We start from the raw sequence: 26,697 nt of genomic DNA on the forward strand, positions 1-26,697 counted from the left end.
TCGTTCTTGCGTTTCCGACTCTATCAGATCTTTTCGATCCGATTTCCTCGGTGCTTTCCGGTCCCTTTCGCTTTCGCTCCGGGCCCTTCCGGCGTTTCCGACTCTATCAGATCCTTTCGGCGTCTGATTCCCAGTCAGAGGGGGTTGTCTTCCCGGCTGTTGGGCCGTTCCGACGAGTGAGACTTTAGCGGATTCCTTGGCCCCGACGCTAATCGGGGGCCGGCGTTCAAACCTTCGAACGCGGATTCCTCATTTCGCAAAAACGCACGGAAACACAGGACGGCACGACGAATCGACGCCGTCAGGCGTTGGTGGTTCTTGCGGAATGGCTGTCCGGGGCCGACCGGAGTCGGTGCTCACGTCGGACAACTCGGAGAACACTACGGATCGCGTAATCCCGTGTCAACCCGGGGCCCGGCCCGTACCCTGTGCGTATGACGACGCATGCGCTCACCACCCAGTGGTGGGCCGCCTGACAGGCGGCCCGTACTCACGCATGCAGACGACGGCCGCCGACTCGGCGGCCGTTCGCGTATCCCCCTCCGGGAGCCCGGCCGACGGGCCGGCGGTGCTCAGACCAGAGAGCAGCCAGGAGAGAGGGAGAACGAACGCGATGAAGCGGATCTTCAGTGGGGTCAAGCCGACCGGGCACCTGACGCTGGGGAACTACCTCGGGGCCGTGCGGCGGTGGGTCGAGGTGGACCAGCACCAGGCGGACGCGCTGTTCAGCGTGGTGGACCTGCACGCGCTGACCGTGGAGCACGATCCGGCCCGCGTGACGCGGCTGAGCCGGCAGGCGGCGACGCTGCTGCTGGCCGCAGGCCTGGATCCGGAGCGGTGCACGGTGTTCGTGCAGAGCCATGTGGACGAGCACGCGCGCCTCTCGTACTTGATGGAGTGCGTGGCCACGGACGGCGAGATGCGGCGGATGATCCAGTACAAGGAGAAGAGCGTCCGGGCGCAGGCGGCCGGGCAGAGCGTGCGGCTGTCGCTGCTGACGTATCCGGCGCTGATGGCCGCGGACATCCTCGCGTACGGCACGGACGAAGTGCCGGTGGGTGAGGACCAGACCCAGCACGTGGAGCTGACGCGGGATCTGGCCGTGCGCTTCAACCAGCGGTACGGGCACGTGTTCACGGTCCCGAAGGCCACGCACCCGGTGATCGCGGCGCGGGTCATGGATCTGCAGGACCCCACGTCGAAGATGGGGAAGTCGCACGAGAACGGGGCCGGGATCGTCTATCTCCTCGACGACGCGGATGCCGTCCGGCGGAAGGTCATGCGGGCGGTGACCGACAGCGGGCGTGAGGTCGTGTACGACCGGGAGGCCAGTCCTGGGGTGGCGAACCTGCTCGATCTGCTGGCGGCCGCGACGGGTGGGAACCCGAACGAGCTTGCCGGTGTATACGAGTCGTACGGAGCGTTGAAGAAGGACACGGCGGAAGCGGTGGTGGAGCTGCTGCGGCCGGTGCGGGAGCGGCATGCCGAGCTCGCGGCGGATCCGGGGCACGTGGACAAGGTGCTGCGGCTGGGTGCCGAGCGGGCGCGTGGGATGGCGCGGCCGGTGGTGGACCGGGCCTATCGGGCGGTCGGGCTGTTGCCCGCGGTCTGACGGAAGGCGGTGCGGTAGTCGCGCGGGCTGGTGGCGAGGTGCGAGGCGAAGTGCTGGCGCATGGTGACCTCGCTGCCGAAGCCCGCGCGGCGGGCCACTTCGGGGAGGGGATGGTCGGTGAGTTCGAGGAGTTTCCGGGCGGCGGCGACGCGCTGGGCGATGAGCCACTGGAGGGGGCTGGTGCCGGTGGTGGCCTGGAAGTGCCGGGCGAAGGACCGGGGTGACATGCCGGCGTGGGCGGCGAGGCTCGCGACGGTGTGGGACTGGTCGAGGTGGGCCAGTGCGTGGGCGCGGACCGCGGCGAGGGCGTCGGCGTCGCGGTCGGCGCGTGGCGTGGGCTGTTCGATGAACTGGGCCTGGGTCCCGGTGCGGAAGGGGGCGGTGACCATGGACCGGGCGATGGTGGCGGCGGTCTCGGCGCCGTGGGCGGTGCGGACGAGGTGGAGGCACAGGTCGATACCGGCGGCGGTGCCGGCAGAGGTCCAGATACCGGTGTCCTCGACGAACAGGGCCTCGGGTTCGACCTTCACCCGGGGGTAGCGCTCGGCGAGGGCCGGGGCGAGGTGCCAGTGGGTGACCGCGCGGCGGCCGTCGAGGAGTCCCGCGCGGGCGAGGACGAAGGCGCCGGCGCAGAGGGAGGCGACGGGGATGCCGGCGGCGTGGGCGCGGCGCAGGGCGTCGAGGACGGGTGCGGGGATGTCGGCGTCGGGGTCCTCGATGCCGGGGACGAGGACGAGGTCGGTGGGGGTCAGGCTGTCGAGCCATTCGAGGGGCCGGTCGGGGGTGAGGCTGAGGCCGCCGCGGAGGGGGACGGGGGTGTCCGGGTCGGCGGCGGTGCGGTGGAGGTCGAAGGGCGGGACGCCGCGAAGGGTGCGGTCGCTGCCCCAGACCTCGGTGATGACAGAGACGTCGAAGGCGCGGATGCCGGGGAAGGAGAGGAGGGCGATGCGCTGGGGGGTCACGTGGTCTGCCGGCATGGCTGGCAGTAAACCATCGATCATCGGCGTTTCTGCCTCTGGGGCGGGCGGGCGTGCGGCGGCAGGATCGTCGGTATGGAGATCACAGAGACCACGGAGATCGACGAGAACGCGGCGCTGGTGGTCGTCGACGTGCAGAAGGGCTTCGACGACGAGGGGTTCTGGGGGCGTCGGGACAATCCGGCTGCCGAGGGGAACATCGCGGCGCTGATCGATCGCTGGCAGGAGACGGGGCGGCCGGTCGTGTTCGTGCGGCACGACTCGGTGCAGGTGGGTTCGCCGCTGCGGTCGGGGACGGTGGGCAACGAGTTCAAGGACTTCGTCGCGGAGCGGCGGGGGAAGGGGGCGGGGCCGGAGCTGCTGGTCACGAAGAGCGTGAACTCGGCGTTCTACGGGGCGCCGGATCTCGATGCCTGGCTGAAGGGGAGCGGCATCGGGCAGATCGTGATCGCCGGGATCCAGACGAACATGTGCAACGAGACGACGGCACGGATGGCCGGGAACCTCGGGTACGACGTGGTGTTCGCGATCGACGCGATGCACACGTTCGACCTGGCGGGCCCCTTCGGGTGGACGCGGAGCGCGGAGGAGCTGACCCGGGCGACGGCGGTGTCGCTGCACGGCGGGCGGTTCGCCCGGGTCGTCCGCACCGAGGACGTGCTGAAGGCGGTGCGGTAGGTCAGCCGTTGCCGGAGGCGAGCTCGCGGCTGCGGTCGCGGGCGGCCTCCAGGGCGGCGATGAGGGCGGCCCGTACGCCGTGGTTCTCCAGCTCGCGGATGGCGGAGATGGTGGTGCCGGCGGGGCTGGTGACGGCCTCGCGGAGCTTGACCGGGTGTTCTCCGCTGTCGCGGAGCATGACGGCGGCGCCGATGGCGGCCTGGACGATCAGGTCGTGGGCCTGGGCGCGGGGCAGGCCGAGGAGGATGCCGGCGTCGGTCATGGCTTCGACGAGGTAGTAGAAGTAGGCCGGGCCGGAGCCGGAGAGGGCGGTGGCGGCGTCCTGCTGGGACTCGGGGACGCGCAGGGTCTTGCCGACGCCGCCGAAGATCTCCTCGGTGTGGGCGAGGTGTTCGGAGGTGGCGTGGCTGCCCGCGGAGATCACCGACATGCCTTCGTCGACGAGGACGGGCGTGTTGGGCATGACGCGGACGACGGGGGTGCCGGCGGTCAGGCGCTCCTCGATGAAGGCGGTGGGGATGCCGGCGGCGGCGCTGACGACGAGGCGGTCGGCGGTGACGTGCGGGGCGAGTTCGTCGAGGAGCCGGCCCATGTCCTGGGGCTTCACGGCGAGGATGAGGGTGTCGGCGCGCTTGGCGGCGTCGGCGTTGCTGACGGTCTCGACGCCGTAGCGGGCGCGGAGTTCCTCGGCGCGTTCGGCGCGGCGGGCGGTGACGAGGAGGCTGGCGGGGCGCCAGCCGGCGCGGATCATGCCGCTGAGGAGCGCCTCACCGATCTTGCCGGTGCCGAGGACTGCGACGGTCTGGGTCATGGGGTCTTTCACCTCGCCGGGATGGGCCTGCGCCTGTCCGTGCGGGTGGACGTCGCGTCCATCCGCAGGGACATCCTTGCACCGAGGGCGTGCCCGGTGCGTCCGGTGTCCGAGGGGCGGTCACGCGGTGCGGCGGCGGAGGGTGGCGGCGCCGAGGGCGAGGACGAGGACGGCGCAGCCGGCGACGACCAGGGCGTCGCGGAGGAAGTCGGCGGTGACGTCGGTGTGGCGCAGGACCTGGTTCATGCCGTCGACGGCGTACGACATGGGCAGGGCGTCGGAGACGGCCTCCAGGGCGGGGGCCATCCGGTCGCGCGGGGTGAACAGGCCGCACAGCAGGAGCTGGGGGAAGATCACGGCCGGCATGAACTGGACGGCCTGGAACTCGGAGGCGGCGAAGGCCGAGACGAAGAGGCCGAGGGCGGTGCCGAGCAGCGCGTCGAGCAGGGCGACGAGGAGCAGCAGCCAGGGACTGCCGATGACGTCGAGGCCGAGGAACCACAGGGCGAGGCCGGTGGCGAGGACCGACTGGGCGACGGCGACGAGGCCGAAGGCGAGGGCGTAGCCGGCGATGAGGTCGGCCTTGCCGAGAGGCATGGCGAGGAGGCGTTCGAGGGTGCCGGAGGTGCGTTCGCGGAGGGTCGCGATGGAGGTCACCAGGAACATGGTGATCAGCGGGAAGATGCCGAGGAGTGAGGCGCCGATGCCGTCGAAGGCCGAAGGGCACGGGGTCTCCCCGGCGCAGGCAGGGGAAGCGTCGAAGACGTAGCGGAGCAGGACGAGCATCAGGCAGGGCACGAGGAGCATCAGGGCGATGGACCGCGGGTCGTGGCGGAGCTGGCGCAGGACCCGGGCGGCGGTGGCGAGGGTGCGGTCCGGGTTCACGGCTGCTCCTTGGTGACGGTGCGGGCCGCGGCGCGGGCGCGGGCCGCGGCGGCGTCGACGAGGTGGAGGAAGGCGTCCTCGACCGTGGCGGTGTCGTTGCGTCGGCGCAGCTCCTCGGGGGTGTCCTCGGCGAGGAGTTCGCCGTCGCGCAGGAGGAGCAGCCGGTGGCAGCGCTCGGCCTCGTCCATGACGTGGGAGGAGACCAGGATCGTGGTGTTGCGGTCGGCGGCGATGCGGTGGAAGAGGTCCCACAGGTCGCGGCGCAGGACGGGGTCGAGGCCGACGGTGGGTTCGTCGAGGACGAGGAGTTCTGGGGTGCCGAGGAGGGCGACGGCGAGGGAGACGCGGCTGCGCTGGCCGCCGGAGAGCCGTCCGGTGAGGGCGTCGGCGTGGGAGGTGAGGTCGACGTCGGCGATGGCCCGGGCGACGGCGGCGCGGCGTTCGTCGCGGTGGGCGCGGCCGGGCAGGAGGACGGCGGCGAAGTAGTCGAGGTTCTGGCGGACGCTGAGGTCGTCGTAGACGGACGGTGCCTGGGTGACGTAGCCGATGCGGGAGCGCAGGGCGAGGTCGCCGGCGGGGCGGCCGAGGACGTCGAGGGTGCCGGTGACCCTGGCCTGGGTGCCGACGATCGCACGCATGAGGGTGGTCTTGCCGCAGCCGGAGGGGCCGAGGAGGCCGGTGATGCGGCCGCGGGGGATGGTGAAGTCGAGCTCGCGCAGGACGGTGCGGTCGCCGCGGACGACGGTGAGGGCCGTGGCGGTGATGGCCGCGCCGGTGGCCCGGGCGGCCTCGGGGCCGGCGTCGTGGCCGGCCTCACCGGTTTTATTCATCATGCGATGAATAGTGGGCCCGTGGGTGCGACACGTCAAGGACCCCCGGACGAAGTCCGGGGGTCCTCGGAAGGTCTTCTGTGGGTGCCGGGTCGTGGGCGCGTCCCTGGGTCCTGTCGCCAGACTCCCGTCGTCGCCCGGAGGGCAGGCGGGAGTTCGACGACAGGGCCTAGCGCTTGGGCTTCTTGCGGCCCGACGGGTTGCCCGTGCGGTTCGCGCGGCGCTTCTCGAAGCGCGTGACCGCCTCCTCGTATTCCGTGCGCAGGAGCTTCTCGCCTGGCGCCTCGGAGAGGCTGCGGAAGAAGTAGGCGAGCAGCGAGCCGACGAAGCCGATGGCCTTCAGGCTGCGCAGGGCGTCCTCGCGGGCCGGGTCGGCGGGGCGCCGGACGAAGCCCTCCCAGGTCTTGCGGAAGGCGATCGCGCTGCAGACCGCGAACATCACGACCACCAGCATGTTGACGAAGCCGCCGACCTTCGCGATCTCCAGGCCCTGGTACGCGAAGCGCAGCACGAAGCAGCCCGCGACCGCGGCGACGAGCGAGCCGACGGCCACGCCGATCCGGCGCACGGTGTAGCCGTCGCCGTGGTCCACCCAGGTCGTGCCGAAGAAACGGAGCTCCTCGGGCTGCGGCCCGGCGGGGGTGGTGCCGGTCCTGCTCTGCTTTTCCTCGCTCACGGGATCGATTATCCCCGGCCGGGGACCGACCGCGGTCAGCCGCAGCGGCGGGTCACGTAGCCGTCGCGGCCCGTGTTCACGTACGCGTCCGAGACGAACTGACCGGGACCGATGTTGTCCCAGAGGTTGGTGGTGCCGTAGGGGCCGGTGATCCACTCGCCCGGCGTCTGGCAGTAGATCTGCACCCAGGCGCCCAGCGTCAGCGTGCGGACGATGGGGTACTTCGTGCCCGGACCCGAGCGGACGTTCACCCGGTACCCGGGAGCGACCGGGTAGGCGGGGACCTCGCCCGCGGTGGTCACGACGCCCTCGGCGGTCAGGGTCGCCACGCCCTCCGCCCCGGCGGTCTCCGCGTTCTCCGCGGTCCCGGCCGCCATGGTCGTCGACTCGTTCTCGCTGCCCATTCCCACTCCCCCGTCCGGTGCGCGCGAGCGCCTGCCAGAAGCCCTGCGGAGGAATTCACCCTCCGCGACGCGCAGGCTAGCAAGCCCCACCGACTTCGGCCGCACCATGGACTAGGCTCCGTGCGTCGCGCAGGCGCGCGGACACGACGGGGAACCACACGGGGGTCGGCGATGCCGCCGTTGCGCAGGACCGGTGCCGGCCGGGAAGCGGAAGAGCCCGACTACGCGGGCGAGTACCGGCTCCAGGCTGTCCTCGGCGCCGGCGGCATGGGCGTCGTCCACCTCGCCACCTCCCCCTCCGGGCTGCGGCTCGCGGTCAAGGTGGTGCACGAACAGTACGCGGAGGACCCGGAGTTCAGGGCCCGCTTCCGCCAGGAGGTGGCCGCCGCGCGGCGGGTCAGCGGCGCGTTCACCGCACCCGTCGTGGACGCCGATCCCGACGCCGAGCGCCCCTGGATGGCCACCCTCTACGTCCCCGGGCCCACCCTCGCCGACCAGGTGAAGCGGAGCGGCCCGCTGTCCCCCGCCGAGCTGCGCCGGCTCACCGCCGGGCTCGCGGAGGCGCTGCGCGACATCCACCGGGCGGGCGTGGTGCACCGCGACCTCAAGCCCAGCAACGTGCTCCTCACCGACTCGGGCCCGAAGGTCATCGACTTCGGGATCTCCCGGCCCGTGGACAGCGATCTCCACACTGAGACGGGGAAGTTGATCGGTTCGCCGCCGTTCATGGCGCCCGAGCAGTTCCAGCGGCCGAAGGAGGTCGGGCCCGCCGCAGACGTCTTCGCGCTCGGCTCGGTGCTCGTGCACGCCGCGACCGGACACGGCCCCTTCGACTCGGACAGCCCGTACATCGTCGCGTACCAGGTGGTGCACGACGAGCCGGACCTGACGGGCGTTCCGGAGGAGCTGGCGCCGCTGGTGGCCCGCTGCCTGGCGAAGGAACCGGGCGAGCGGCCGACGCCCGCCGAGATCATGGCGGCGCTGCTGCCGCCCTCGTACGAGGCGACCGCGTTCATACCGGCGCAGCGGCGCTCGCCCGTCGGCACGGGCGGCGCGGGAGCCGTCCGCGAGGTGTCGGCGCCCGCCGGTGCGTGGGACGCGGACACGCCCGTACGGGCCGAGGTGCCGCGCACCGGACGCGGCGGGCGCAAGCAGCGCGGTGGCAGCCGGCCACAGGGCCGGCGCGGCAGGCGGCTGCCGATCGCGCTCGGCGTGCTGCTCGCCGTCGCGGCGGGCTGCACGGTCGCCGTGCTCGCGGCGCGGGACGGGCGGCCGGTGGACACCTCGCCGCACCCGGCACAGGCCGCCAAGTCCTTCACCGGCTGGCAGACCGCGCTCGGCACGGCGGGCGGGAAAGGCGCCGGACCCGCCGCGCCCGCCTGCACGTTCGCCGAGGGCGCCGTCTACTGCTCCGCGCCGGGCGTCGACGCCGCCCGCCTGGACGCCGCGACCGGGCGGGTCGTCTGGTCACGGCCCACCGGCGGCGGTGGCGGCGCGGACGGTACGGAGCGGCCGACGGCCCCCGTCGTGCTGCCCGGCGGCACCGTCGCCGTCACCGGCCCCACCGGCGAGCTGCGGACCTACGCGGCGAAGGACGGCGCGCCCGGCTGGCACACCCGGCCGACGCTCGCCGAGCGCAACCGGCCGGCCGGTGCCGTGGTCGTCCTCAGCGGCGGCTCACGGCAGCTGCGCGCGGTCGACGGCGCCACCGGCCGCCAGGTGTGGCGGCACGCGCTGTCCGGCCACAGCGCGCCGCAGCTCGGGCCGTACGACGCCGCCACCGGCCTGCTCACCGTGTACGAGCCGACCGCCGACGGCACGCACACGGCCGTCAGCGCGGTGCGGCCGGCCACGGGCACGGTCGCCTGGCAGCACCGCCTGAAGGGCAACCTCGTGCCCGTCGCGCACGGCACGGACGGGGCGCTCGTCCTGGCCGCGGCCTACCGGGAGATCCAGACCGAGGCCCTGGTCCACTACGACCCCGCCCGGCGCGAGGCGCGGCGCGTCCCGCTCCCGTACCGCGTCGCCAGCCCGTCGATCGCCGTGCGCGGCTCCACCGCGTACCTCCTCGACGCGCTCGGCCGGCTGACCGCCGTCGACCTCTCCGCCGCGCCCGCGGCGGACCGGGTCCGCTGGGAGCTGGAGACCGGCAGCGGCAACGTCTCGGCCCTCATGCCAGGGCCCGGGGACCGGCTCTACCTCTCCGCCTCCGACGGCCGCCTCATCGCCGTCGACACCGCGCGCGGCTCGCTCCTCGCCCAGACCGCTCCGCGCCTGTCGGCGGGCCGCCTCGGCTACGTGACCTCCGTCCCGGCACCGGTCGCGGCCGGCGAGCGCGTCTACGGCACGGCCCCGGACGGCTCGGTCTTCGCGGTGGACGGGAGCGCGCCGGAAAGCTGGTGAGCGGAAGGCCCGCGGCGGACGGGCGAAACGGCGGTGCGAGCCCCCTCAGGGGCCCGCACCGCCGTTTGGTCCGTCCCGGCCGGGGGGTCCGGCCCGGGAGGCCCGGCCGGGAGGTCTCCCCCGGCAGGTCCGGCCCGGGGGATCCGCCCGGCGCGGCGGTCAGCCCAGCTTCGTCACGTCGCGGACCGCGCCCTTGTCCGCGCTCGTGGCCATCGCCGCGTACGCCCGCAGTGCCGCCGTGACCTTGCGGTCGCGGTTCCTCGGGGCGTAGACGCCGCCGAGCGCCTCGCGGCGGGCGGCGAGGGTCGCCTCGTCGACGAGGAGGTCGATCGCGCGGGACGGGATGTCGATGCGGATGCGGTCGCCGTCCTCGACGAGGGCGATCGTGCCGCCCGAGGCGGCCTCCGGGGAGGCGTGGCCGATGGAGAGGCCCGAGGTGCCGCCGGAGAAGCGGCCGTCGGTGATCAGGGCGCAGGTCTTGCCCAGGCCGCGGCCCTTGAGGAAGGAGGTCGGGTAGAGCATCTCCTGCATGCCGGGGCCGCCCTTGGGGCCCTCGTAGCGGATGACGACCACGTCGCCGTCCTTGACCTGCTTGTTGAGGATCTTCTCGACGGCCTCCTCCTGCGACTCGCAGACGACGGCCGGGCCCTCGAAGGTCCAGATCGACTCGTCGACGCCGGCGGTCTTCACGACGCAGCCGTCGACGGCGATGTTGCCGCGGAGCACCGCCAGGCCGCCGTCCTTGGAGTAGGCGTGCTCGGCGGAGCGGATGCAGCCGGCCGCCGCGTCCAGGTCGAGGGTGTCCCAGCGCTCGGACTGGGAGAAGGCCTCCGCGGAGCGGACGCAGCCGGGGGCCGCGTGCCACAGCTCGACGGCGTCCTCGGACGGGGAGCCGCCGCGCACGTCCCAGTTCTTCAGCCAGTCCGCGAGGGAGGGGCTGTGGACGGCGTGGACGTCCTCGTTGAGCAGACCGGCGCGGTGCAGCTCGCCCAGGATGGCGGGGATGCCGCCGGCCCGGTGCACGTCCTCCATGTAGTACGTGCCGCGGGGCGCGACGTTCGGGGCGACCTTGGCCAGGCAGGGAACGCGGCGCGAGACCTCGTCCATGTCGCTCAGGCCGTAGTCGAGCTCGGCCTCCTGCGCGGCGGCGAGCAGGTGCAGGATCGTGTTGGTGGAGCCGCCCATGGCGATGTCGAGGGCCATGGCGTTCTCGAAGGCCGCGCGGGTGGCGATGTTCCGCGGCAGGACGGAGGCGTCGTCCTCGTCGTAGTAGCGACGGGTGATGTCGACGACCGTGCGGGCGGCGTTCTCGTACAGGGCGCGCCGGGCGGTGTGGGTGGCGAGGACGGAGCCGTTGCCGGGCAGGGAGAGGCCGATGGCCTCGGTCAGGCAGTTCATCGAGTTGGCGGTGAACATGCCGGAACAGGACCCGCAGGTCGGACAGGCGTTCTCCTCGATGCGGAGGATGTCCTCGTCGGAGACCTTGTCGTTGACGGCCTCCGAGATCGCGTCCACCAGGTCGAGCGTGCGGACGGTGCCGTCGACGAGCGTCGCCCGGCCGGACTCCATCGGGCCGCCTGAGACGAAGACGGTCGGGATGTTGAGGCGCAGGGCGGCCATCAGCATGCCGGGGGTGATCTTGTCGCAGTTGGAGATGCAGATCAGGGCGTCGGCGCAGTGCGCCTCGACCATGTACTCCACGCTGTCGGCGATCAGGTCGCGGGAGGGCAGGGAGTAGAGCATGCCGCCGTGGCCCATCGCGATGCCGTCGTCGACGGCGATCGTGTTGAACTCGCGGGCGATGCCGCCGGCCGCCGTGATCGCCTCCGAGACGATCCGGCCCACCGGCTGGAGGTGGGTGTGGCCGGGGACGAACTCGGTGAAGGAGTTCGCCACGGCGATGATCGGCTTCCGCCCGATGTCCGCGCCCGGTACACCGGAGGCGCGCATAAGGGCGCGGGCGCCCGCCATGTTGCGGCCGTGGGTGACTGTGCGGGACCTCAGCTCGGGCATCGTCGCTCGCTCCTCGTGATGGGTGTGTCTGGAGTCGAGCGTACGCCGCGACTCCAAGATCTGGACAAGGGTGTCCGCATGGCGGACGGTCGGCTCGCCCTTCGGTCAGGGCTGGGTCAGGTAGCGCTGCAGGGTCGGTGCCACCTGCGCCACGATCTCCTCGGGGTCCGCCGAGGCCAGCGGCTCCACCTGGATCACGTACCGCAGGATCGCGATCCCGATCATGTGGGAGGCCGCCAGCTCCGCGCGGAACTTCGGCTCCGGTACGTCCAGGTCGGCGGCGATCCGCTCCAGCAGCCGCCGCAGCACGAACCCGCGGAGCACCTTCGCCGCCGCCTCGTGCGTCATCGCCGAACGGATGGTCGCGAGCAGCGGGGCCCGGGTCGCCGGGTTCTCCCAGACGCCGATGAAGAAGCGTGCGAGCCGTTCGCCGATGGCCTCGCGCGGGCCGCCGATGATGGCCGGGACGACGGTCGTCGGCTCGAAGGAGACCTCGATCGCCGCGGCGAAGACGTCGTCCTTCGTACCGAAGTAGTGGTGCACGAGCGCCGCGTCCACGCCCGCGGCCTTCGCGATGCCGCGCATCGAGGTCTTGTCGTAGCCGCGCTCGGCGAACTGCTCGCGCGCCGCGTCGAGGATCCGCTCGCGCGCGCCCGGTCCGCTCTCCTCCGCGGCCGTACGGGAAGGACGGCCGCGCCGCCGGGCGGTCTTCTCGCCCGCGCCCGGCCTCCCGCCCGCGTCGGGGCCCCCGGCCGCGCCGGCCTCCTCGCCCGCGCCCGCCTGCCCCGCGCCGGGGCCCTTGCCGCCCGAAACTCCGCCCGCGTCTCCGCTCACGCGCGCGTGCCCCGCGAGGCGGCGGCCAGGTGGAGCCGGGTGAAGGCGAGGGCCTCGGCGAGGTCGGCCTCGCGTTCGGCGGAGGACATCGCGCGCCGGGTGTTGACCTCGATGACGACATGGCCGTCGTAGCCGCTCAGGGCCAGCCGCTCCAGGAGCTCGGCGCACGGCTGGGTGCCGCGGCCCGGCACCAGGTGCTCGTCCTTGGCGGAGCCCCGCCCGTCGGCCAGGTGGACGTGGCCGAGGCGGCCGCCCATGCGGTCGACCATGGCGAGGGTGTCGGTACGGGCGGTCGCCGTGTGCGAGAGGTCCAGGGTGTAGTGGCGGTAGTCGTCCTTCGTGACGTCCCACTCGGGGGCGTACGCGAGCATCTCGCGGTCCTTGTACCGCCACGGGTACATGTTCTCGACGGCGAAGCGGACGTCCGTCTCGCCGGCCATCCGCCAGATGCCGGTGACGAAGTCCCGGGCGTACTGGCGCTGCCAGCGGAACGGCGGGTGCACGACCACGGTCGACGCGCCCAGCTTCTCCGCGGCGGCCTGCGCCCGCTGGAGCTTGACCCACGGGTCGGTCGACCAGACCCGCTGGGTGATGAGCAGACAGGGCGCGTGCACGGCGAGGATCGGCACCTGGTGGTAGTCCGAGAGGCGGCGCAGCGCCTCGATGTCCTGGCTGACCGGATCGGTCCACACCATGATCTCGACACCGTCGTAGCCGAGGCGCGCGGCGACCTCGAAGGCCGTCGCCGTCGACTCCGGATAGACCGAGGCCGTCGACAGGGCGACCTTCGCATCCGGGACGCGCACCGCTGGTTCTGCCACGGAGACAGGGTACGGGGCGGGCCGCGCGCCCGGAGGGTGGTTCCGGTCACCCCCGGGACCGGAGGGCCGCGGCGGGCGGGACGGCCCGCGCCGCCCGGCGAGCGCTACGGCAGGTGGTCCAGGCGGCGCAGGATCACGCCCTCTCGGAGGGCCCAGGGGCAGATCTCCAGCCGGTCGACGCCGAAGAGGTCCATCGCGCCCTCGGCGACCAGCGCGCCGGCGAGGAGCTGGGCCGCGCGGCCCTCGGAGACGCCGGGGAGCACGGCGCGCTCGGACGAGGACATGGCGGCGAGCCGCGGCACCCACTCCTCCAGGGACTCCCGGGACAGGGTGCGCTCGACGTACAGGCCCTCGCCGGAGCCCGGGGCGCCGGCGATGCGGGCGAGCTGCTTGAAGGTCTTGGAGGTGGCCACCACGTGGTCGGGCCGCCCGAAGCGGCTGAACTCGCCGACGGTACGGGCGATCTGCGCCCGGACATGGCGGCGCAGCGCCTTCACGTCGTCGGTCTCCGGCGGGTCGCCCGGCAGCCAGCCCTTGGTGAGCCGGCCCGCGCCCAGCGGCAGGGAGACGGCGGCGTCGGGCTCCTCGTCGATGCCGAAGGCGACCTCCAGCGAGCCGCCGCCGATGTCGAGCAGGAACAGCTTGCCCGCGGACCAGCCGAACCAGCGCCTGGCGGCGAGGAAGGTGAGCCGGGCCTCCTCCTCGCCGGTGAGGACCTGGAGCGCGATCCCGGTCTCCGCGTAGACCCGGGCGAGCACGTCGTCGGCGTTGCTCGCCTCGCGCACGGCCGAGGTCGCGAACGGCAGGACCTCCTCGCAGCCCTTGTCCTCGGCGGCGGTCAGCGCCCCGCGGACGGTTCCGACGAGCCGCTCCACGCCCGCGTCGGCGATGGCCCCGCGCTCGTCGAGCAGCTCGGCGAGGCGCAGCTCCGCCTTGTGGGAGTGGGCGGGCAGCGGGCGGGCGCCGGGGTGGGCGTCCACCACCAGCAGGTGCACTGTGTTCGAACCGACGTCGAGGACTCCGAGTCTCATGAACGGAAACGCTACTGCGCCCGCCCGCATACGCTTGGCGTTGTGCCAAAGACGAAAAAGGCGAAGCCGGGCAAAAGCAGTGCCGGCGAGAACGCCAGCGAGAACGCCGCGAAGGCCGCACGGGTGTCCCACGCGGCCAAGGCCGTGAAGGCCGTCAAGGTCGGCAAGGCCGGCAAGAAGGCCAAGACCGCCGAGCCCGACGAGAAGGGCCTGGACTTCCCGCGCGCCTGGGTCGAGTTCGCCGATCCGGACGACGAGGAGCAGGTCTACCGCTGCGACCTGACCTGGCTCACCTCGCGCTGGACCTGCATCTTCGGCAACGGCTGCCAGGGCATCCAGGAGGGCCGCGCCGACGACGGCTGCTGCACGCTCGGCGCGCACTTCTCCGACGAGGACGACGAGAAGCGGGTCGCCGAGCACGTGGCACGCCTGACGCCGGAGCTGTGGCAGTTCCACGACGTCGGCACGGACACGGGCTGGGTGCAGGTCGACGAGGACGGCGACCGGCAGACCCGCCGCTGGCAGGGCTCCTGCATCTTCCAGAACCGCCCGGGCTTCGCGGGCGGCGCGGGCTGCTCGCTCCACATCCTCGCCATGCAGGAGGGCCGGGAGCCGCTGGAGACCAAGCCGGACGTGTGCTGGCAGCTGCCGGTGCGGCGGACCTACGACTGGATCGAGCGCCCCGACGACACCAAGGTCCTCCAGGTGTCGATCGGCGAGTACGACCGGCGCGGCTGGGGTCCCGGCGGCCACGACCTGCACTGGTACTGCACCACCGCGAGCTCGGCCCACGTGGGCAAGGAGCCGGTCTACGTCTCGTACCGGCCGGAGCTGGTCGAGATGATGGGCCCCGCGGCGTACGAGGTCCTCGTCGGCCTGTGCGAGGCGCGGCTCGCCGCGCAGCTCCCGCTGGTCGCGCCGCACCCGGCCGACCCCGCCCCGTAGCTCCTACGGGGAGGGCGCCGGGTCCGTGCTCGGGGCCTCGGTCGCCGAGTCCGTCGGCGCGGGCGTCGGTTCGGTCGTCGGGCCGGTGGTCGGCTCCGTCGTCGGCGGCTCGGTGGTGGGCCCGCCCGTGGTCGGCGGCGCAGTGGTCGGCGGCTCACTGGTGGGCGGCGGCGTCGTCGGCTCGTCCGTACGGGTCGGCGGCGCAGTCGTCGGGCGCGTGGTGGTGGGCGGCGGGGTCGCCCCGTGGCCGTGGAGCCGCACCACGGCGCCCGAGGGGTTCACGCCGACCCGGGCGCTCCAGGCGCCGGCCGGTTCGCGGGCGCGGTCCACGAAGATCCGCACGGTGACGGACTCTCCCGGGCGCAGCGTGCCGGAGGCCTGGCTCACGTACAGCCAGGGCGCGTCCGACCAGAGCGCCCAGGCGGCCGGCGAACCGCCCTCGTTGGTGAGGGTGAGCAGGCTCGTCGCGCCGCTGCCGCGCGCGGAGACGGTGAGCCGTGCGGGCGCCGCCTGCCCCGGCAGGGCGGGGCCGGTGGGCGCGCCGGGGCTGATCACCTCGACCGTGACGTCCGGCGAACGGCTGCCCCGGGTGAAGCGGGGATCGGGTGTGGTGCGGGCGTTGCCCGCGTTCTCGTAGCGCTCGTACGGGCGGCCGCCGGAACCGCCCTGCGCGTCGCCTGGCCCGTCGGCCTCGCGCGCGCTGATCCGGGCCGCGTCCTGGCCCTCGTCGCCGGCCGGGGTGCCGCGGTACGAGGCCCACAGCGCCAGGACGGGGGCGGCGACGACCGCGGCGACGACGGTCGTGGTGACCGCCCGGGCCCGCATCCGGTCGCGGCGGGCCGCGTGGTCCTTCGGGTCCATCGGGAAGCCGGTCGGGCCGAAGCGGGGCGCACCGGCGCGGGCCCGCGGCACGTGCAGCATCGCCACGTACGCGGCGGCCCGCGGCGCCTCGACGACCGGCAGCCGCCCGGTCGGTACGGCGGCGGCGCCCGGCCAGGGCCCGGCGGCGCCCGCCCGTTCGGCGGCCCGGCGGCAGCGCGGGCAGTCGTCGACGTGCCGGACCAGCTCGGCGCGCAGGGCGGCGGAGAGCAGCACCTGGTGGTCGCCGGTGAGCCGGGCGACGGTGGGGCAGTCGCCGGTCTCGACGACGGCGAGGGCGGCACGGGTGCGCTCGACCTCGCAGCCCGCCGAGGCGAGGAGTTCGCGGGCCGCGAGCGGGTCCAGCGAGAGCACGGCCGCGACCTCGCGCCGGCCGAGCCCGTGCCGGACGGCGAGCTCCAGCGCCTCGCGCTGCTCCGGCGTGGTGCCGGCGGCCTCGGGCCAGGCGAGCGCGGCGAGCTCGGCCCGGCGGCGCTCGGCGACCTCGGGCGCGAGGCGGGGCGGTTCGGGCGCGGCGGCGACGGGCCGGCCGGTGTGCGCGCCCTGCCGTCTGCGGCGCTGTTCGCCGAGGCTGCGCAGGCAGGCCCAGCGGGCCAGCGCGTACAGCCAGGCCCTGCGGCCGCTCTCGTCGGCCGGACAGCGGCCGTGGTGGCGCTCGGCGATGGCGAGGACGTCGCCGAGGACGGCGGTGGCGGTGTCGTGGTCGCAGAGCACCGAGAGGCAGTAGGTGAACAGGCCGTCCAGGTACTCCTCGTAGCGCGCGGGGGGCCGCTGGCCGAGGGTGCGGGGACCGTCGGTGCTTCGCGTGGGTTGTTCCAGACTGCTGCTCGTCACTGGGCGACCGTAGGCAGGAGGACGGGGGCACTTCTCACCCCTTGCACTCTTTTAATCCATACGGGTGAAGGTATCGCCCGAAAGGGGACACGGGGGCCGTGATCTCGGGCCAGGGCACGCTCGTCAGTGGCGGTGCAGGGGGCCGGCAGCCGTGGCGGGGGCTGTGGCCGAGGTCGTGGCCAGGGCGGTGGCCCGGGCCGGTGGCCGGAGCTGTGGCCGGACCCGGGCCGAGGTCGTGGCCGGGGGGCCGAAGCTGTGACCGGACCCGAGCCGAGGTCGTGGCCGGGGTGGTGGCCGGAGCTGTGGCCGGGCCCGGGCCAAGGTGGTGGTCGTGCCCTGCCGAGGCCGTGGCCGGGGTGGTGGCCGGGACCCTTCCCTCACCTGGTCCCGGCTCGTTGTCAGTGACTGCGGCTACGGTGTCCGTCATGGCTGCTCGTACCAAAACCGCCAAGGACCGGCCGTCCTACCGCTGCACCGAGTGCGGCTGGCAGACCGCGAAGTGGCTCGGCCGCTGCCCCGAGTGCCAGGCCTGGGGGACGGTCGAGGAGTACGGCGCGCCCGCCGTGCGGACCACGGCCGCCGGCCGGGTGTCCTCGGCCGCGCTGCCGATCGGGCAGGTCGACGGGCGGCAGGCGACCGCGCGCGGCACGGGCGTCGACGAGCTCGACCGGGTCCTGGGCGGCGGTCTCGTGCCCGGCGCGGTCGTGCTGATCGCGGGCGAACCGGGCGTCGGCAAGTCGACGCTGCTGCTCGACGTGGCCGCCAAGGCCGCGAGCGACGAGCACCGCACCCTTTATGTGACGGGCGAGGAGTCCGCGAGCCAGGTCAGGCTGCGCGCCGACCGGATCAACGCGCTCAGCGAGCACCTCTACCTCGCGGCCGAGACGGACCTGTCCGCCGTCCTCGCGCACCTCGACGAGGTGAAGCCCTCGCTGCTGATCCTGGACTCGGTGCAGACCGTCGCCTCCCCCGAGATCGACGGCGCGCCCGGCGGCATGGCGCAGGTCCGCGAGGTGGCCGGCGCACTGATCCGCGCCTCCAAGGACCGCGGCATGTCGACGCTGCTCGTCGGCCACGTCACCAAGGACGGCGCCATCGCGGGACCCCGTCTCCTGGAGCACCTGGTCGACGTGGTGCTGCACTTCGAGGGCGACCGGCACGCCCGGCTCCGCCTGGTCCGCGGCGTGAAGAACCGGTACGGGGCGACGGACGAGGTCGGCTGCTTCGAGCTGCACGACGAGGGCATCACCGGGCTCGCCGACCCGTCGGGCCTCTTCCTGACCCGGCGCGACGTGGCCGTGCCCGGCACCTGTCTGACGGTGACGCTGGAGGGCCGCAGGCCGCTGGTGGCCGAGGTGCAGGCGCTGACGGTGGACTCGCAGATCCCGTCGCCGCGCCGCACCACGTCCGGTCTGGAGACCTCCCGGGTCTCGATGATGCTGGCGGTCCTCGAGCAGCGCGGCCGGATCAGCGCTCTCGGCAAGCGGGACATCTACAGCGCGACGGTCGGCGGCGTGAAGCTGTCCGAGCCGGCCGCCGACCTGGCCATCGCCCTCGCGCTCGCCTCCGCCGCGAGCGACACCCCGCTGCCGAAGAACCTGGTCGCGATCGGCGAGGTCGGTCTGGCGGGCGAGGTCCGCCGGGTGACGGGCGTGCAGCGCCGCCTGGCGGAGGCGCACCGGCTCGGCTTCACGCACGCCCTGGTGCCGAGCGACCCGGGCAAGGTTCCGCCGGGCATGAAGGTCACCGAGGTCGCGGACATGGGCGACGCCCTGCGCGTCCTGCCCCGCGGCCGTCGTCCGAGGACCGAACGGGAGCCGGAGGAGCGCGGCTAGGCCCTGCCCGGGAAGACCTCCGAGGAGGCCTCCGGAGCCCGGCCGGCCGGGGGCTCGTGGCGCGGGGCCCGGGGCGGCGAGGCGTTGTCGCTAGACTTTGCCCTGGTCTCGCCCATCCGTACGAGCCGGAGGAGTGCAGTGGCAGCCAAGGACAACGAGGCACTGATGCGTGCGTCGCTCAGCGCCGTCGCCCCCGGCACCGCCCTCCGCGACGGGCTCGAGCGCATCCTCCGCGGCAACACCGGCGGTCTGATCGTGCTCGGCATGGACAAGACCGTCGAGTCGATGTGCACCGGCGGTTTCGTCATCGACGTCGACTTCACCTCGACCCGGCTGCGCGAGCTGTGCAAGCTCGACGGGGCGATCGTCCTCGACAAGGACATCTCCAAGATCCTGCGGGCCGGCGTGCAGCTGGTCCCCGACGCGTCCATCCCCACCGAGGAGACCGGCACCCGGCACCGCACGGCGGACCGGGTCTCCAAGCAGTGCGGCTTCCCGGTCGTGTCCGTCTCGCAGTCCATGCGCCTGATCGCCCTGTACGTGAACGGCGAGCGCCGCGTCCTGGAGGAGTCCGGGGCCATCCTGTCCCGCGCCAACCAGGCCCTCGCGACCCTGGAGCGCTACAAGCTCCGCCTCGACGAGGTGGCCGGCACGCTCTCCGCGCTGGAGATCGAGGACCTGGTGACGGTCCGGGACGTCACGGCCGTGGCCCAGCGCCTGGAGATGGTGCGCCGGATCGCCACCGAGATCGCCGAGTACGTGGTGGAGCTCGGCACCGACGGCCGCCTCCTCTCGCTCCAGCTCGACGAGCTGATCGCGGGCGTGGAACCGGAGCGCGAGCTGGTGATCCGCGACTACGTGCCGGAGCCCACGGCCAAGCGCTCCCGTACGGTCCCCGAGGCGCTCACCGAGCTGGACGCGCTGACCCACGCCGAGCTGCTCGAACTGCCGATAGTGGCGCGCGCCCTCGGCTACAGCGGCTCCCCCGAGACCCTCGACTCGGCGGTCTCCCCGCGCGGCTACCGGCTGCTCGCCAAGGTGCCGCGACTGCCCGGCGCGATCATCGAGCGGCTCGTGGAGCACTTCGGCGGACTGCAGAAGCTGCTCGCGGCGAGCGTGGACGACCTCCAGACCGTGGACGGCGTCGGCGAGGCCCGGGCGCGCAGCGTCCGCGAGGGCCTGTCGCGGCTCGCGGAGTCGTCGATCCTGGAGCGTTACGTCTAGCGGTACCGGTCGTCCCGGTACCGGCCCCGCGGCCTCGGACCTCGGACTCGGCCCTCGGGCCGCAGGCCTCAGGTCTCGGACCCTCAAGCCTCAGACCTCAGACCTCAGGTCTCGGACCCCCAAGCCTCAGACCTCACAGCTCAGCCCTCGGGCTTGGTTGATCAGTCCTTGTCCAGGCGGAACGCCACCGGCGACACCGTCAGGCCCGGCACCGCCGCCTCGACGAGGTAGTTGCCCGGGCCGACCTCGCCCGGCGGGACGCTGGCGCACTGCGCGGCGCTGCGATGCCGGTCCCACTCCACGGTGTGCGTGATCGTCGTACGCGCCGGGACCTTCAGGTAGACCGGGGGCGCCACGCGCGGGCAGTCCTTGGAGGACCACAGCACGCCCTTGGTGTCACGGACCGTCAACACCGCGTTCTTCGGGCCGAGATCGGCCTTGCAGTCGGCCGCCGAGGCGTTCTTGACGACCAGCTGGAAGCGGGGCTTCTCGCCCGGCTCGTAGGCCAGCTTGGTGCTGCGGAAGGTCAACTGCAGTGCGCCGGCCGGGCAGTTCGGCAGCGGCGAATCGGCCGGAACCTGCTGTCCGGCGCCGGTGCCCGCGCCGCCGTCGCCGCCCGCGCCGTCCGTGTCGCCGTTCTTGCCGCCGGAGGACGCCCCGGAGTCCGTGCCCGCGTCCGTACCGCCGTCGCCGTTGCCGGCGCCGTCACCGCCCGCGGTGTCCTCATCGCCCGACTCGTCGCGGCCGCCGGGCTGTTGGCTGATCGCCGGCCCGGTGCCGGAGGGCCCGGGAGTGATCACGGGCGCGGGTGAGGAGCCGTTGGCGGCGTCGTTGGTCTTCTTGCCCCCACCGCCGCCGCCACGGGACGTGAACGCCCATGCGGCGAGCAGCGCGAGCAGGGCAACCAGGCACAGCGCCACGGCCCTCCGACGCCAGTAAATGGAGGAGGGAAGCGGCCCGACCGGATTGCGCAGAGATCCCACGCCACGAACCTTACGAGAGATCGGGGCCAACTCCCGCCCCCCATGCCGCTCCAGGCACCAAGTTTTGCCGATGATCACATCCGCACCGGACCGGGAACTTTCCCGGCGCCCGCCGTCGCTCGCCCCCGCGCGCCCCCTCTCCCTCCCCTCCCCTTCCCCTCTCCTCCCCTTCTCGGCCCCCTCGTCGCCCGCGTTCCCTCCCGCGCCCGTTCGTCCCCCGCCCACCCCCTACTTTCGTCGGGGACGACTGTCGTCCTTCGGCCGGAGCGGACGGCTCCGGGCGCCGGTTAACGTCGTTGACCATGGACAACCTGCCCACCCTCACCGACGGCCTGTACCTCGACATCCTCGAGTTCGCCCGTTCCACCCCGCACTGGTTCCAGAGACTCGCGGAGGTGTGGACCGAACTCGGGCTGCTGCTCTTCGGCGTGCTGTTCGTGGCCGGCTGGTGGCGGATGCGCCGCGGGTCCGCGGACGGCATGGCGCTCGCGCTGCTCGCGCCGCTCGCGACGGCCTTCGGCTACGTGGTGAGCGAGGGCGTGAAGTCGCTGATCGACGAGGAGCGTCCGTGCCGGGCGGTGGCCGGTGCGCCCGCCTCTCTCGTCGCGTGCCCGCCGCACGGCGACTGGTCCTTCCCCAGCAACCACTCGGCGATCGCGGGTGCCGCGGCCGTCGCGCTCGCCCTCTCCTGGCGCGGCCTCGTCTGGCTGACCGCGCCGATGGCCCTCCTCATGGCCTTCTCCAGGGTCTTCGTCGGCGTCCACTACCCCCACGACGTGACGGTCGGCCTCCTCGTCGGCGGCGCGGTCGCGTTCGTCGTGGTGAAGTCCGCCGGGCGCCCGGTCCGCGCCCTGGTGGAGACGGCCCGGTCGAGCCGGAGCGGCGCGGTGGCGTGGTGCGTGGGGCGCGGGATGCCTTCGCACGCCTCCGCGCGCCCCGAGGGCGTGCGCCACGGCGCGCGCTGATCGCCCGCGGAACGTGCCAGGATCGGAGGTGCCATGACTTCCATCGACACCTCCTCCGCCGCCGCCTCCGCGCCCTCCGCCACCTCCTCCTCCGACGAGCTCCGCGCTCCCGAGGGCTTGGCGCCCGACGGCGTATCGCCCGCCGCGCTGCACGGGCCCGTCCTCGCCTGGTTCGACCGGCACGCCCGCGATCTGCCGTGGCGGCGCCCCGAGGCGGGTGCGTGGGGCGTGATGGTCAGCGAGTTCATGCTCCAGCAGACGCCGGTCGTCCGGGTGCTCCCCGTGTACGAGCAGTGGCTGGCGCGCTGGCCGCGCCCCGCCGACCTGGCCGCCGAGGCGCCGGGCGAGGCCGTACGGGCCTGGGGCCGGCTCGGCTATCCGCGCAGGGCGCTCCGGCTGCACGCCGCCGCCGTGGCGATAAAGGAGCGGCACGGCGGTGACGTGCCGAGCGACCACGGGCAGCTGCTCGCGCTGCCGGGCATCGGCGAGTACACGGCCGCGGCGGTGGCCTCCTTCGCGTACGGACAGCGGCACGCGGTGCTCGACACCAATGTGCGCCGGGTCTTCGCGCGGGCGGCGACCGGCGTGCAGTACCCGCCGAACGCCACGACGGCCGCCGAGCGCCGGCTCGCCCGGGCGCTGCTGCCGGAGGACGAGGCGACGGCGGCCCGCTGGGCGGCTGCCTCCATGGAGCTGGGCGCCCTGGTGTGCACGGCGCGGAACGAGGACTGCGGGCGGTGCCCGCTGACCGACCGGTGCGCCTGGCTGCGGGCCGGGAAGCCGGCCCACGACGGGCCCGCGCGGCGCGGCCAGACGTACGCGGGCACGGACCGCCAGGTGCGGGGCAAGCTGCTCGCCGTGCTGCGGGAGGCCGTGGACCCGGTGGACCAGGCCTCCCTCGACGCGGTCTGGGACGAGCCGGTCCAGCGCGCCCGCGCCCTGGACGGCCTGGTCGCCGACGGCCTGGTGGAACCGTTGGACGGCGGCCGGTACCGGCTCCCGCTGGGCTGACCGGAAGGCCCGCCCACCTCCAGTGGCCGGGCCTGTCGCAGGGGCCGGGCTCCCTCGCGTGCGAACCACGCAGCCCACGGGCCGGCTCGGGATCCCCGGGTCCCGAACCACGCAGCCCACGGGGGGCGGCTCGGGATCCGCGGGTCGCAACCACGGAACCCACGGGTGGGCCGGCTCGGGATCCGCGGGTCCCAACCACGGAACCCGCGCGTCCGGACCGGGCTCCGTCCGGCGGTGGCCCGGCGACGGTCCAGGGGCCGGATCCGCAGCCCGGAGGTCCCAGGCCGGTGCCGCCTTCGATCCGAAGGATCCGGAACCTATGCATCCGCTGTTACACAACCGATGGGTAGCCGTGCGTCCGCCGACGGCTGCTCCGCACAGCCCCGTGACAACCGCTCCGTAGCGTCGTCGACGTAAAGAAACACGGCTGGTCACGGGGATCGGAGGCGGTTCGGGATGGCGCACGGCGAGGTGCTCGATTTCGAGGAGTACGTACGCACTCGGCAGGACGCGCTGCTGCGCAGCGCCCGCCGTCTCGTGCCCGACCCGGTGGACGCCCAGGACCTGTTGCAGACCGCGCTTGTCCGCACGTACGGACGCTGGGACGGCATCGCCGACAAGTCGCTGGCCGACGCGTACCTCCGCCGGGTCATGATCAACACCCGGACCGAGTGGTGGCGGGCCCGCAAGCTCGAAGAGGTGCCCACCGAGCAGCTGCCCGACGCGCGCGTCGAGGACGCCACCGAGCAGCACGCCGACCGGGCCCTCCTGATGGACATCCTGAAGGTGCTCGCGCCGAAGCAGCGCAGCGTCGTCGTGCTGCGCCACTGGGAGCAGATGAGCACCGAGGAGACGGCCGCCGCGCTCGGCATGTCGACCGGTACGGTGAAGAGCACGCTCCACCGCGCCCTGGCCCGACTGCGCCAGGAACTGGAGAACCGGGCCGCCGACGGCGACTCCCGGGCCCTGGACGCCGGCGTCCTGGAGCGGGCGACGACCGTACGAGGCGACGAGCGGAAGCAGGAGCGGTGCGCGGCCTGAGACCGGCCTGGACTGTCAGGGAACGGGCGGCGAGCATCACGGCGGTGGCCGGGCTCGCCGCCGTCGGCGTGCTCGTGTCCGGCTGTTCCACCGGAGGCACCGGCTCGCGTGACGAGGGCGCCGCCCGGCCCGACGAGGTCGCCTCGACGGCCCCCGCCACTCCGACGCCGTCCGCCTCGCTCGGCAAGGACGGCGCGCTGACCACCAAGCGGGTGGACCCGATCGCGCTGATCAAGAACGACCCGAAGATCGGCGAGCGGGTGAAGGCCGACCTGAAGCCGTGCACGGCGGACGTCTACCCGGTGGACACCTCGTACGGGAACCTGACGAACTCCACCTCGCCGGACGTCGTCGTCAACGTGATGACCTGCGGGGACGCGGTCGGCATCGGCACGTACGTGTACCGCGAGGAGAACGACAAGTACACGAACGTCTTCATGGCGGAGGACGCGGCCGTGTACGGGACGATCGACCGGGGGGACCTGATGGTCACCAAGCAGGTGTACGCGAAGGGCGACCCGGTCGCCTATCCCTCGGGCGAGGACGTGATCACCTACCGCTGGACGGGTAACAAGTTCACCCAGCACGACTGGGTGCACAACGACTTCAGCAAGGCGGTCGGCGACGGCGGCATCGACGGCGCCGAGCCGGCACCGAGCGAACCCCCGTCGAACTGACCCCGCCCCGAAGCGGAACCCGAAGACACCCGACGACACCCGAAGGCCGCCGAAGAAGGCCCCGAAGAACGCCCCCGAAGAAGGCAGAAGGCGCACGCACCATGGCCGAGACCCATGTCCTGTTCGTCGAGGACGACGACGTCATCCGTGAGGCCACCCAGCTCGCCCTGGAGCGGGACGGCTTCACGGTGACCGCCATGCCCGACGGCCTGTCGGGCCTGGAGGCCTTCCGCGCGAACCGGCCCGACATCGCGCTCCTGGACGTGATGCTGCCCGGCATGGACGGCGTGAGCCTGTGCCGGCGCATCCGCGACGAGTCGACCGTCCCGGTGATCATGCTGTCGGCGCGCGCCGACTCCATCGACGTCGTCCTCGGCCTGGAGGCCGGCGCCGACGACTACGTCACCAAGCCCTTCGACGGCTCCGTCCTGATGGCCCGGATCCGGGCCGTGCTGCGCCGCTTCGGCCACGCGGGCGGCGCCGGCGCGGGCGACGGGGGCGCGGACGCCGCCGAGGGCGGCCTGCTGGCCTTCGGCGACCTGGAGGTCGACACGGAGGGCATGGAGGTGCGCAAGGCCGGTGCGCCCGTCGCGCTCACCCCGACCGAGATGCGGCTGCTGCTCGAGTTCTCCTCGGCGCCCGGCACCGTGCTGTCCCGCGACAAGCTCCTGGAGCGGGTCTGGGACTACGGCTGGGGCGGCGACACCCGTGTGGTGGACGTCCACGTGCAGCGGCTGCGCACCAAGATCGGCCAGGACCGGATCGAGACGGTCCGCGGCTTCGGCTACAAGCTCAAGGGTTGAGCGCGGAGATGAGACCGGGCGGGAGCTCGCGGACGAACCGGGGGACGGCTCCGGGGATGAACACGGGGACTACTCCGGGGACGGTTCCGGGAACGAACCCGGGCACGAGCCCCGGGACGGGTCCGCGGCACGGGGAGTTCAGGCAGGTCGGCAGGTGGTGAAGGGGCTCGGCCTCCGTACCGGGGTCCGCTGGAAGATCGCCGTCGCCATCGCGGCGGTCGGCGCGCTCATCGCGGTCACGCTCAGCCTGGTCGTGCACAACGCGGCCAGGGTCTCCATGCTCGACAGTGCCCGCGACGCCCAGATGTGGCGGCTGGTCTTCGCCCAGCGGGTCTACGAGACCTCGAAGCCGAAGGAGCCGCGCTTCGGCACCAAGATCAACGACCCGGCGCTGCCGCCCCAGCTCGACCAGCTGATGCGCGACGGACGGCGCGGCACCTACGTCCAGGAGCACGGCAGCGGCCCTCCGGACGTGTGGGCCGCCGTGCCGCTCGCCAACGGCGACGTGCTCTCGCTGCACGTGCCCTTCGCCGACCGCAGCGCCACGATCATGAAGGACCTCGACCGGGCGCTGATCATCGGCTCGGTGTCGGTGGTCTTCGGCGGCTGCGCGCTGGGCGTGCTCATCGGCGGCCAGCTCTCGCGTCGGCTGCGCAAGGCCGCCGCCGCGGCCGGCCGGGTCGCCCAGGGCAACACCGACGTCCGGGTCCGTGACGCCATCGGCGGAGTCGTACGCGACGAGACCGACGAGCTGGCCCGCGCCGTCGACGCCCTCACCGACGCCCTGCACGAGCGGATCGAGGCCGAGCGCCGGGTCACCGCGGACATCGCGCACGAGCTGCGGACCCCGGTGACCGGGCTGCTCACGGCGGCCGAGCTGCTGCCGCCCGGCCGGCCGACCGAGCTGGTCCGCGACCGGGCGCAGGCCATGCGGACGCTGGTGGAGGACGTCCTCGAGGTGGCCCGGCTCGACAGCGCGTCGGAGCGGGCCGAGCTCCAGGAGGTCGCGCTCGGCGAGTTCGTGGCCCGCCGGGTGCGAGCGCTCGACCCGGACGCGCGGGTCCAGGTGGTGCACGAGTCGTGGGTCAACACCGACCCGCGCCGGCTGGAGCGCATCCTGGGCAATCTGCTCGCCAACGCGGCCAAGCACGGCAAGGGCCCGGTGGAGGTCACGGTCGAGGGCCGGGTGGTCCGGGTCAGGGACCACGGCCCCGGCTTCCCCGAGGCCCTGCTGAAGGAGGGCCCGAGCCGCTTCCGTACGGGCAGCAGCGACCGCGCGGGCCAGGGCCACGGCCTGGGCCTGACCATCGCGACCGGCCAGGCCCGGGTCCTCGGCGCCCGCCTCACCTTCCGCAACGCGGCCCCCGAGGGCACCCCGGACGGCGCGGGCGGCGCGATCGCGGTGCTGTGGCTGCCGGAGCACGCGCCGACGAACACGGGGAGCTTCCCGGTGCTGCGGATGCCGGACTGACCGCTCGCGACGCGGACGCACGCAGACCCAGGCGGAAACGGAAACGGAAACGGC

Annotated in this window: 24 protein-coding genes; 12 read left to right on the forward strand and 12 right to left on the reverse strand. The window is 73.6% G+C overall.

What is annotated here, in order from left to right:
* The first annotated feature begins 613 nt into the window (after nt 1-613).
* Nucleotides 614-1,612 (forward strand): tryptophan--tRNA ligase, encoded by a 999-nt coding sequence (trpS, locus tag ACFY8W_RS16985; RefSeq protein WP_391105584.1) that lies wholly within the window; start codon nt 614-616, stop codon nt 1,610-1,612.
* On the opposite strand, the gene ACFY8W_RS16990 is transcribed toward trpS, so the two are convergent.
* Nucleotides 1,579-2,589: a helix-turn-helix domain-containing protein gene (locus tag ACFY8W_RS16990; protein ID WP_391105586.1), complete on the reverse strand. Its 1,011-nt coding sequence runs from the start codon at nt 2,587-2,589 to the stop codon at nt 1,579-1,581. The two genes, trpS and ACFY8W_RS16990, sit on opposite strands and share 34 nt — an antisense overlap.
* Nucleotides 2,590-2,664: 75 nt before the next feature.
* Between ACFY8W_RS16990 and ACFY8W_RS16995 the strand changes: the two genes are divergently transcribed.
* Nucleotides 2,665-3,267, forward strand: a complete 603-nt coding sequence (locus ACFY8W_RS16995) for an isochorismatase family protein (RefSeq protein ID WP_391105588.1) — start codon at nt 2,665-2,667, stop codon at nt 3,265-3,267.
* A gap of 1 nt (nt 3,268) precedes the next feature.
* On the opposite strand, the gene proC is transcribed toward ACFY8W_RS16995, so the two are convergent.
* The 5 genes from proC to ACFY8W_RS17020 form a co-directional block, all read right to left on the reverse strand.
* Nucleotides 3,269-4,078 carry a pyrroline-5-carboxylate reductase gene (gene proC / locus ACFY8W_RS17000; protein WP_391105590.1) on the reverse strand — a complete coding sequence of 270 codons (810 nt, stop codon included), beginning with the start codon at nt 4,076-4,078 and terminating at the stop codon, nt 3,269-3,271.
* A 120-nt stretch (nt 4,079-4,198) separates the two neighbouring features.
* The gene (locus tag ACFY8W_RS17005) at nt 4,199-4,963 is read right to left on the reverse strand and encodes an ABC transporter permease (protein WP_391105592.1); all 765 of its coding nucleotides are present in this window, start codon (nt 4,961-4,963) and stop codon (nt 4,199-4,201) included.
* Nucleotides 4,960-5,796, reverse strand: a complete 837-nt coding sequence (locus tag ACFY8W_RS17010; RefSeq protein WP_391105594.1) for an ATP-binding cassette domain-containing protein — start codon at nt 5,794-5,796, stop codon at nt 4,960-4,962. The genes ACFY8W_RS17005 and ACFY8W_RS17010 overlap by 4 nt, the downstream gene beginning before the upstream one ends.
* Before the next feature lie 166 nt (nt 5,797-5,962).
* On the reverse strand, nt 5,963-6,469 hold the full coding sequence (locus tag ACFY8W_RS17015) for a hypothetical protein (protein WP_391105596.1): 507 nt from the start codon (nt 6,467-6,469) through the stop codon (nt 5,963-5,965).
* 35 nt (nt 6,470-6,504) lie between these two features.
* Nucleotides 6,505-6,873 (reverse strand): SH3 domain-containing protein, encoded by a 369-nt coding sequence (locus ACFY8W_RS17020; protein WP_391105598.1) that lies wholly within the window; start codon nt 6,871-6,873, stop codon nt 6,505-6,507.
* A gap of 171 nt (nt 6,874-7,044) precedes the next feature.
* On the opposite strand from ACFY8W_RS17020, the gene ACFY8W_RS17025 reads away from it, so the two are divergent.
* Nucleotides 7,045-9,276 (forward strand): protein kinase, encoded by a 2,232-nt coding sequence (locus tag ACFY8W_RS17025; RefSeq protein ID WP_391105600.1) that lies wholly within the window; start codon nt 7,045-7,047, stop codon nt 9,274-9,276.
* A 159-nt stretch (nt 9,277-9,435) separates the two neighbouring features.
* Here ACFY8W_RS17025 and ilvD read toward each other — a convergent pair whose 3' ends face one another.
* The 4 genes from ilvD to ACFY8W_RS17045 all read right to left on the reverse strand — a co-directional run bounded on the left by ilvD (nt 9,436) and on the right by ACFY8W_RS17045 (nt 13,975).
* Entirely contained in the window at nt 9,436-11,289 is a 1,854-nt protein-coding gene (gene ilvD, locus ACFY8W_RS17030) for a dihydroxy-acid dehydratase (protein WP_391105602.1), read from the reverse strand.
* Nucleotides 11,290-11,394: 105 nt separating this feature from the next.
* Nucleotides 11,395-12,123 (reverse strand): TetR family transcriptional regulator, encoded by a 729-nt coding sequence (locus ACFY8W_RS17035; RefSeq protein WP_391105604.1) that lies wholly within the window; start codon nt 12,121-12,123, stop codon nt 11,395-11,397.
* Complete coding sequence (locus ACFY8W_RS17040) at nt 12,120-12,944, reverse strand: TIM barrel protein (protein ID WP_391105606.1); 825 nt, start codon at nt 12,942-12,944, stop codon at nt 12,120-12,122. Before ACFY8W_RS17040 ends, ACFY8W_RS17035 begins: the two co-directional genes overlap by 4 nt.
* A gap of 104 nt (nt 12,945-13,048) precedes the next feature.
* Entirely contained in the window at nt 13,049-13,975 is a 927-nt protein-coding gene (locus tag ACFY8W_RS17045) for a Ppx/GppA family phosphatase (RefSeq protein WP_391105607.1), read from the reverse strand.
* A 42-nt stretch (nt 13,976-14,017) separates the two neighbouring features.
* Here ACFY8W_RS17045 and ACFY8W_RS17050 point away from each other — a divergent pair, with 42 nt between their 5' ends.
* Nucleotides 14,018-14,920 carry a hypothetical protein gene (locus ACFY8W_RS17050; RefSeq protein ID WP_391105609.1) on the forward strand — a complete coding sequence of 301 codons (903 nt, stop codon included), beginning with the start codon at nt 14,018-14,020 and terminating at the stop codon, nt 14,918-14,920.
* A 3-nt stretch (nt 14,921-14,923) separates the two neighbouring features.
* Here the strand turns inward: ACFY8W_RS17050 and ACFY8W_RS17055 are convergent, their stop codons facing one another.
* Nucleotides 14,924-16,633: a hypothetical protein gene (locus ACFY8W_RS17055; RefSeq protein ID WP_391105611.1), complete on the reverse strand. Its 1,710-nt coding sequence runs from the start codon at nt 16,631-16,633 to the stop codon at nt 14,924-14,926.
* A gap of 425 nt (nt 16,634-17,058) precedes the next feature.
* On the opposite strand from ACFY8W_RS17055, the gene radA reads away from it, so the two are divergent.
* Nucleotides 17,059-18,468, forward strand: coding sequence for a DNA repair protein RadA (radA, locus tag ACFY8W_RS17060; RefSeq protein ID WP_391105613.1), 1,410 nt, complete (start codon nt 17,059-17,061; stop codon nt 18,466-18,468).
* A gap of 165 nt (nt 18,469-18,633) precedes the next feature.
* On the forward strand, nt 18,634-19,692 hold the full coding sequence (gene disA, locus ACFY8W_RS17065; RefSeq protein ID WP_385696466.1) for a DNA integrity scanning diadenylate cyclase DisA: 1,059 nt from the start codon (nt 18,634-18,636) through the stop codon (nt 19,690-19,692).
* A gap of 161 nt (nt 19,693-19,853) precedes the next feature.
* Here disA and ACFY8W_RS17070 read toward each other — a convergent pair whose 3' ends face one another.
* Complete coding sequence (locus ACFY8W_RS17070; RefSeq protein ID WP_391105615.1) at nt 19,854-20,675, reverse strand: hypothetical protein; 822 nt, start codon at nt 20,673-20,675, stop codon at nt 19,854-19,856.
* Between the two features lie 302 nt (nt 20,676-20,977).
* Between ACFY8W_RS17070 and ACFY8W_RS17075 the strand changes: the two genes are divergently transcribed.
* From ACFY8W_RS17075 to cseC, 6 genes are all read left to right on the forward strand, one after another.
* On the forward strand, nt 20,978-21,640 hold the full coding sequence (locus ACFY8W_RS17075; RefSeq protein ID WP_391105617.1) for a phosphatase PAP2 family protein: 663 nt from the start codon (nt 20,978-20,980) through the stop codon (nt 21,638-21,640).
* A 33-nt stretch (nt 21,641-21,673) separates the two neighbouring features.
* Nucleotides 21,674-22,651 (forward strand): A/G-specific adenine glycosylase, encoded by a 978-nt coding sequence (locus ACFY8W_RS17080; protein WP_391105619.1) that lies wholly within the window; start codon nt 21,674-21,676, stop codon nt 22,649-22,651.
* A gap of 456 nt (nt 22,652-23,107) precedes the next feature.
* Nucleotides 23,108-23,692: a SigE family RNA polymerase sigma factor gene (locus tag ACFY8W_RS17085; protein ID WP_391105621.1), complete on the forward strand. Its 585-nt coding sequence runs from the start codon at nt 23,108-23,110 to the stop codon at nt 23,690-23,692.
* Nucleotides 23,680-24,369 (forward strand): hypothetical protein, encoded by a 690-nt coding sequence (locus ACFY8W_RS17090; RefSeq protein WP_391105623.1) that lies wholly within the window; start codon nt 23,680-23,682, stop codon nt 24,367-24,369. The genes ACFY8W_RS17085 and ACFY8W_RS17090 overlap by 13 nt, the downstream gene beginning before the upstream one ends.
* A 101-nt stretch (nt 24,370-24,470) precedes the next feature.
* Nucleotides 24,471-25,172, forward strand: a complete 702-nt coding sequence (gene cseB / locus ACFY8W_RS17095; protein WP_391105625.1) for a two-component system response regulator CseB — start codon at nt 24,471-24,473, stop codon at nt 25,170-25,172.
* Entirely contained in the window at nt 25,078-26,643 is a 1,566-nt protein-coding gene (gene cseC, locus ACFY8W_RS17100) for a two-component system sensor histidine kinase CseC (protein WP_391105627.1), read from the forward strand. Before cseB ends, cseC begins: the two co-directional genes overlap by 95 nt.
* Nucleotides 26,644-26,697 lie beyond the last annotated feature (54 nt).

Origin of the sequence: Streptomyces sp. NPDC012637 (assembly GCF_042954805.1) — a bacterium.
Taxonomy (GTDB): Bacteria; Actinomycetota; Actinomycetes; order Streptomycetales; family Streptomycetaceae; genus Streptomyces.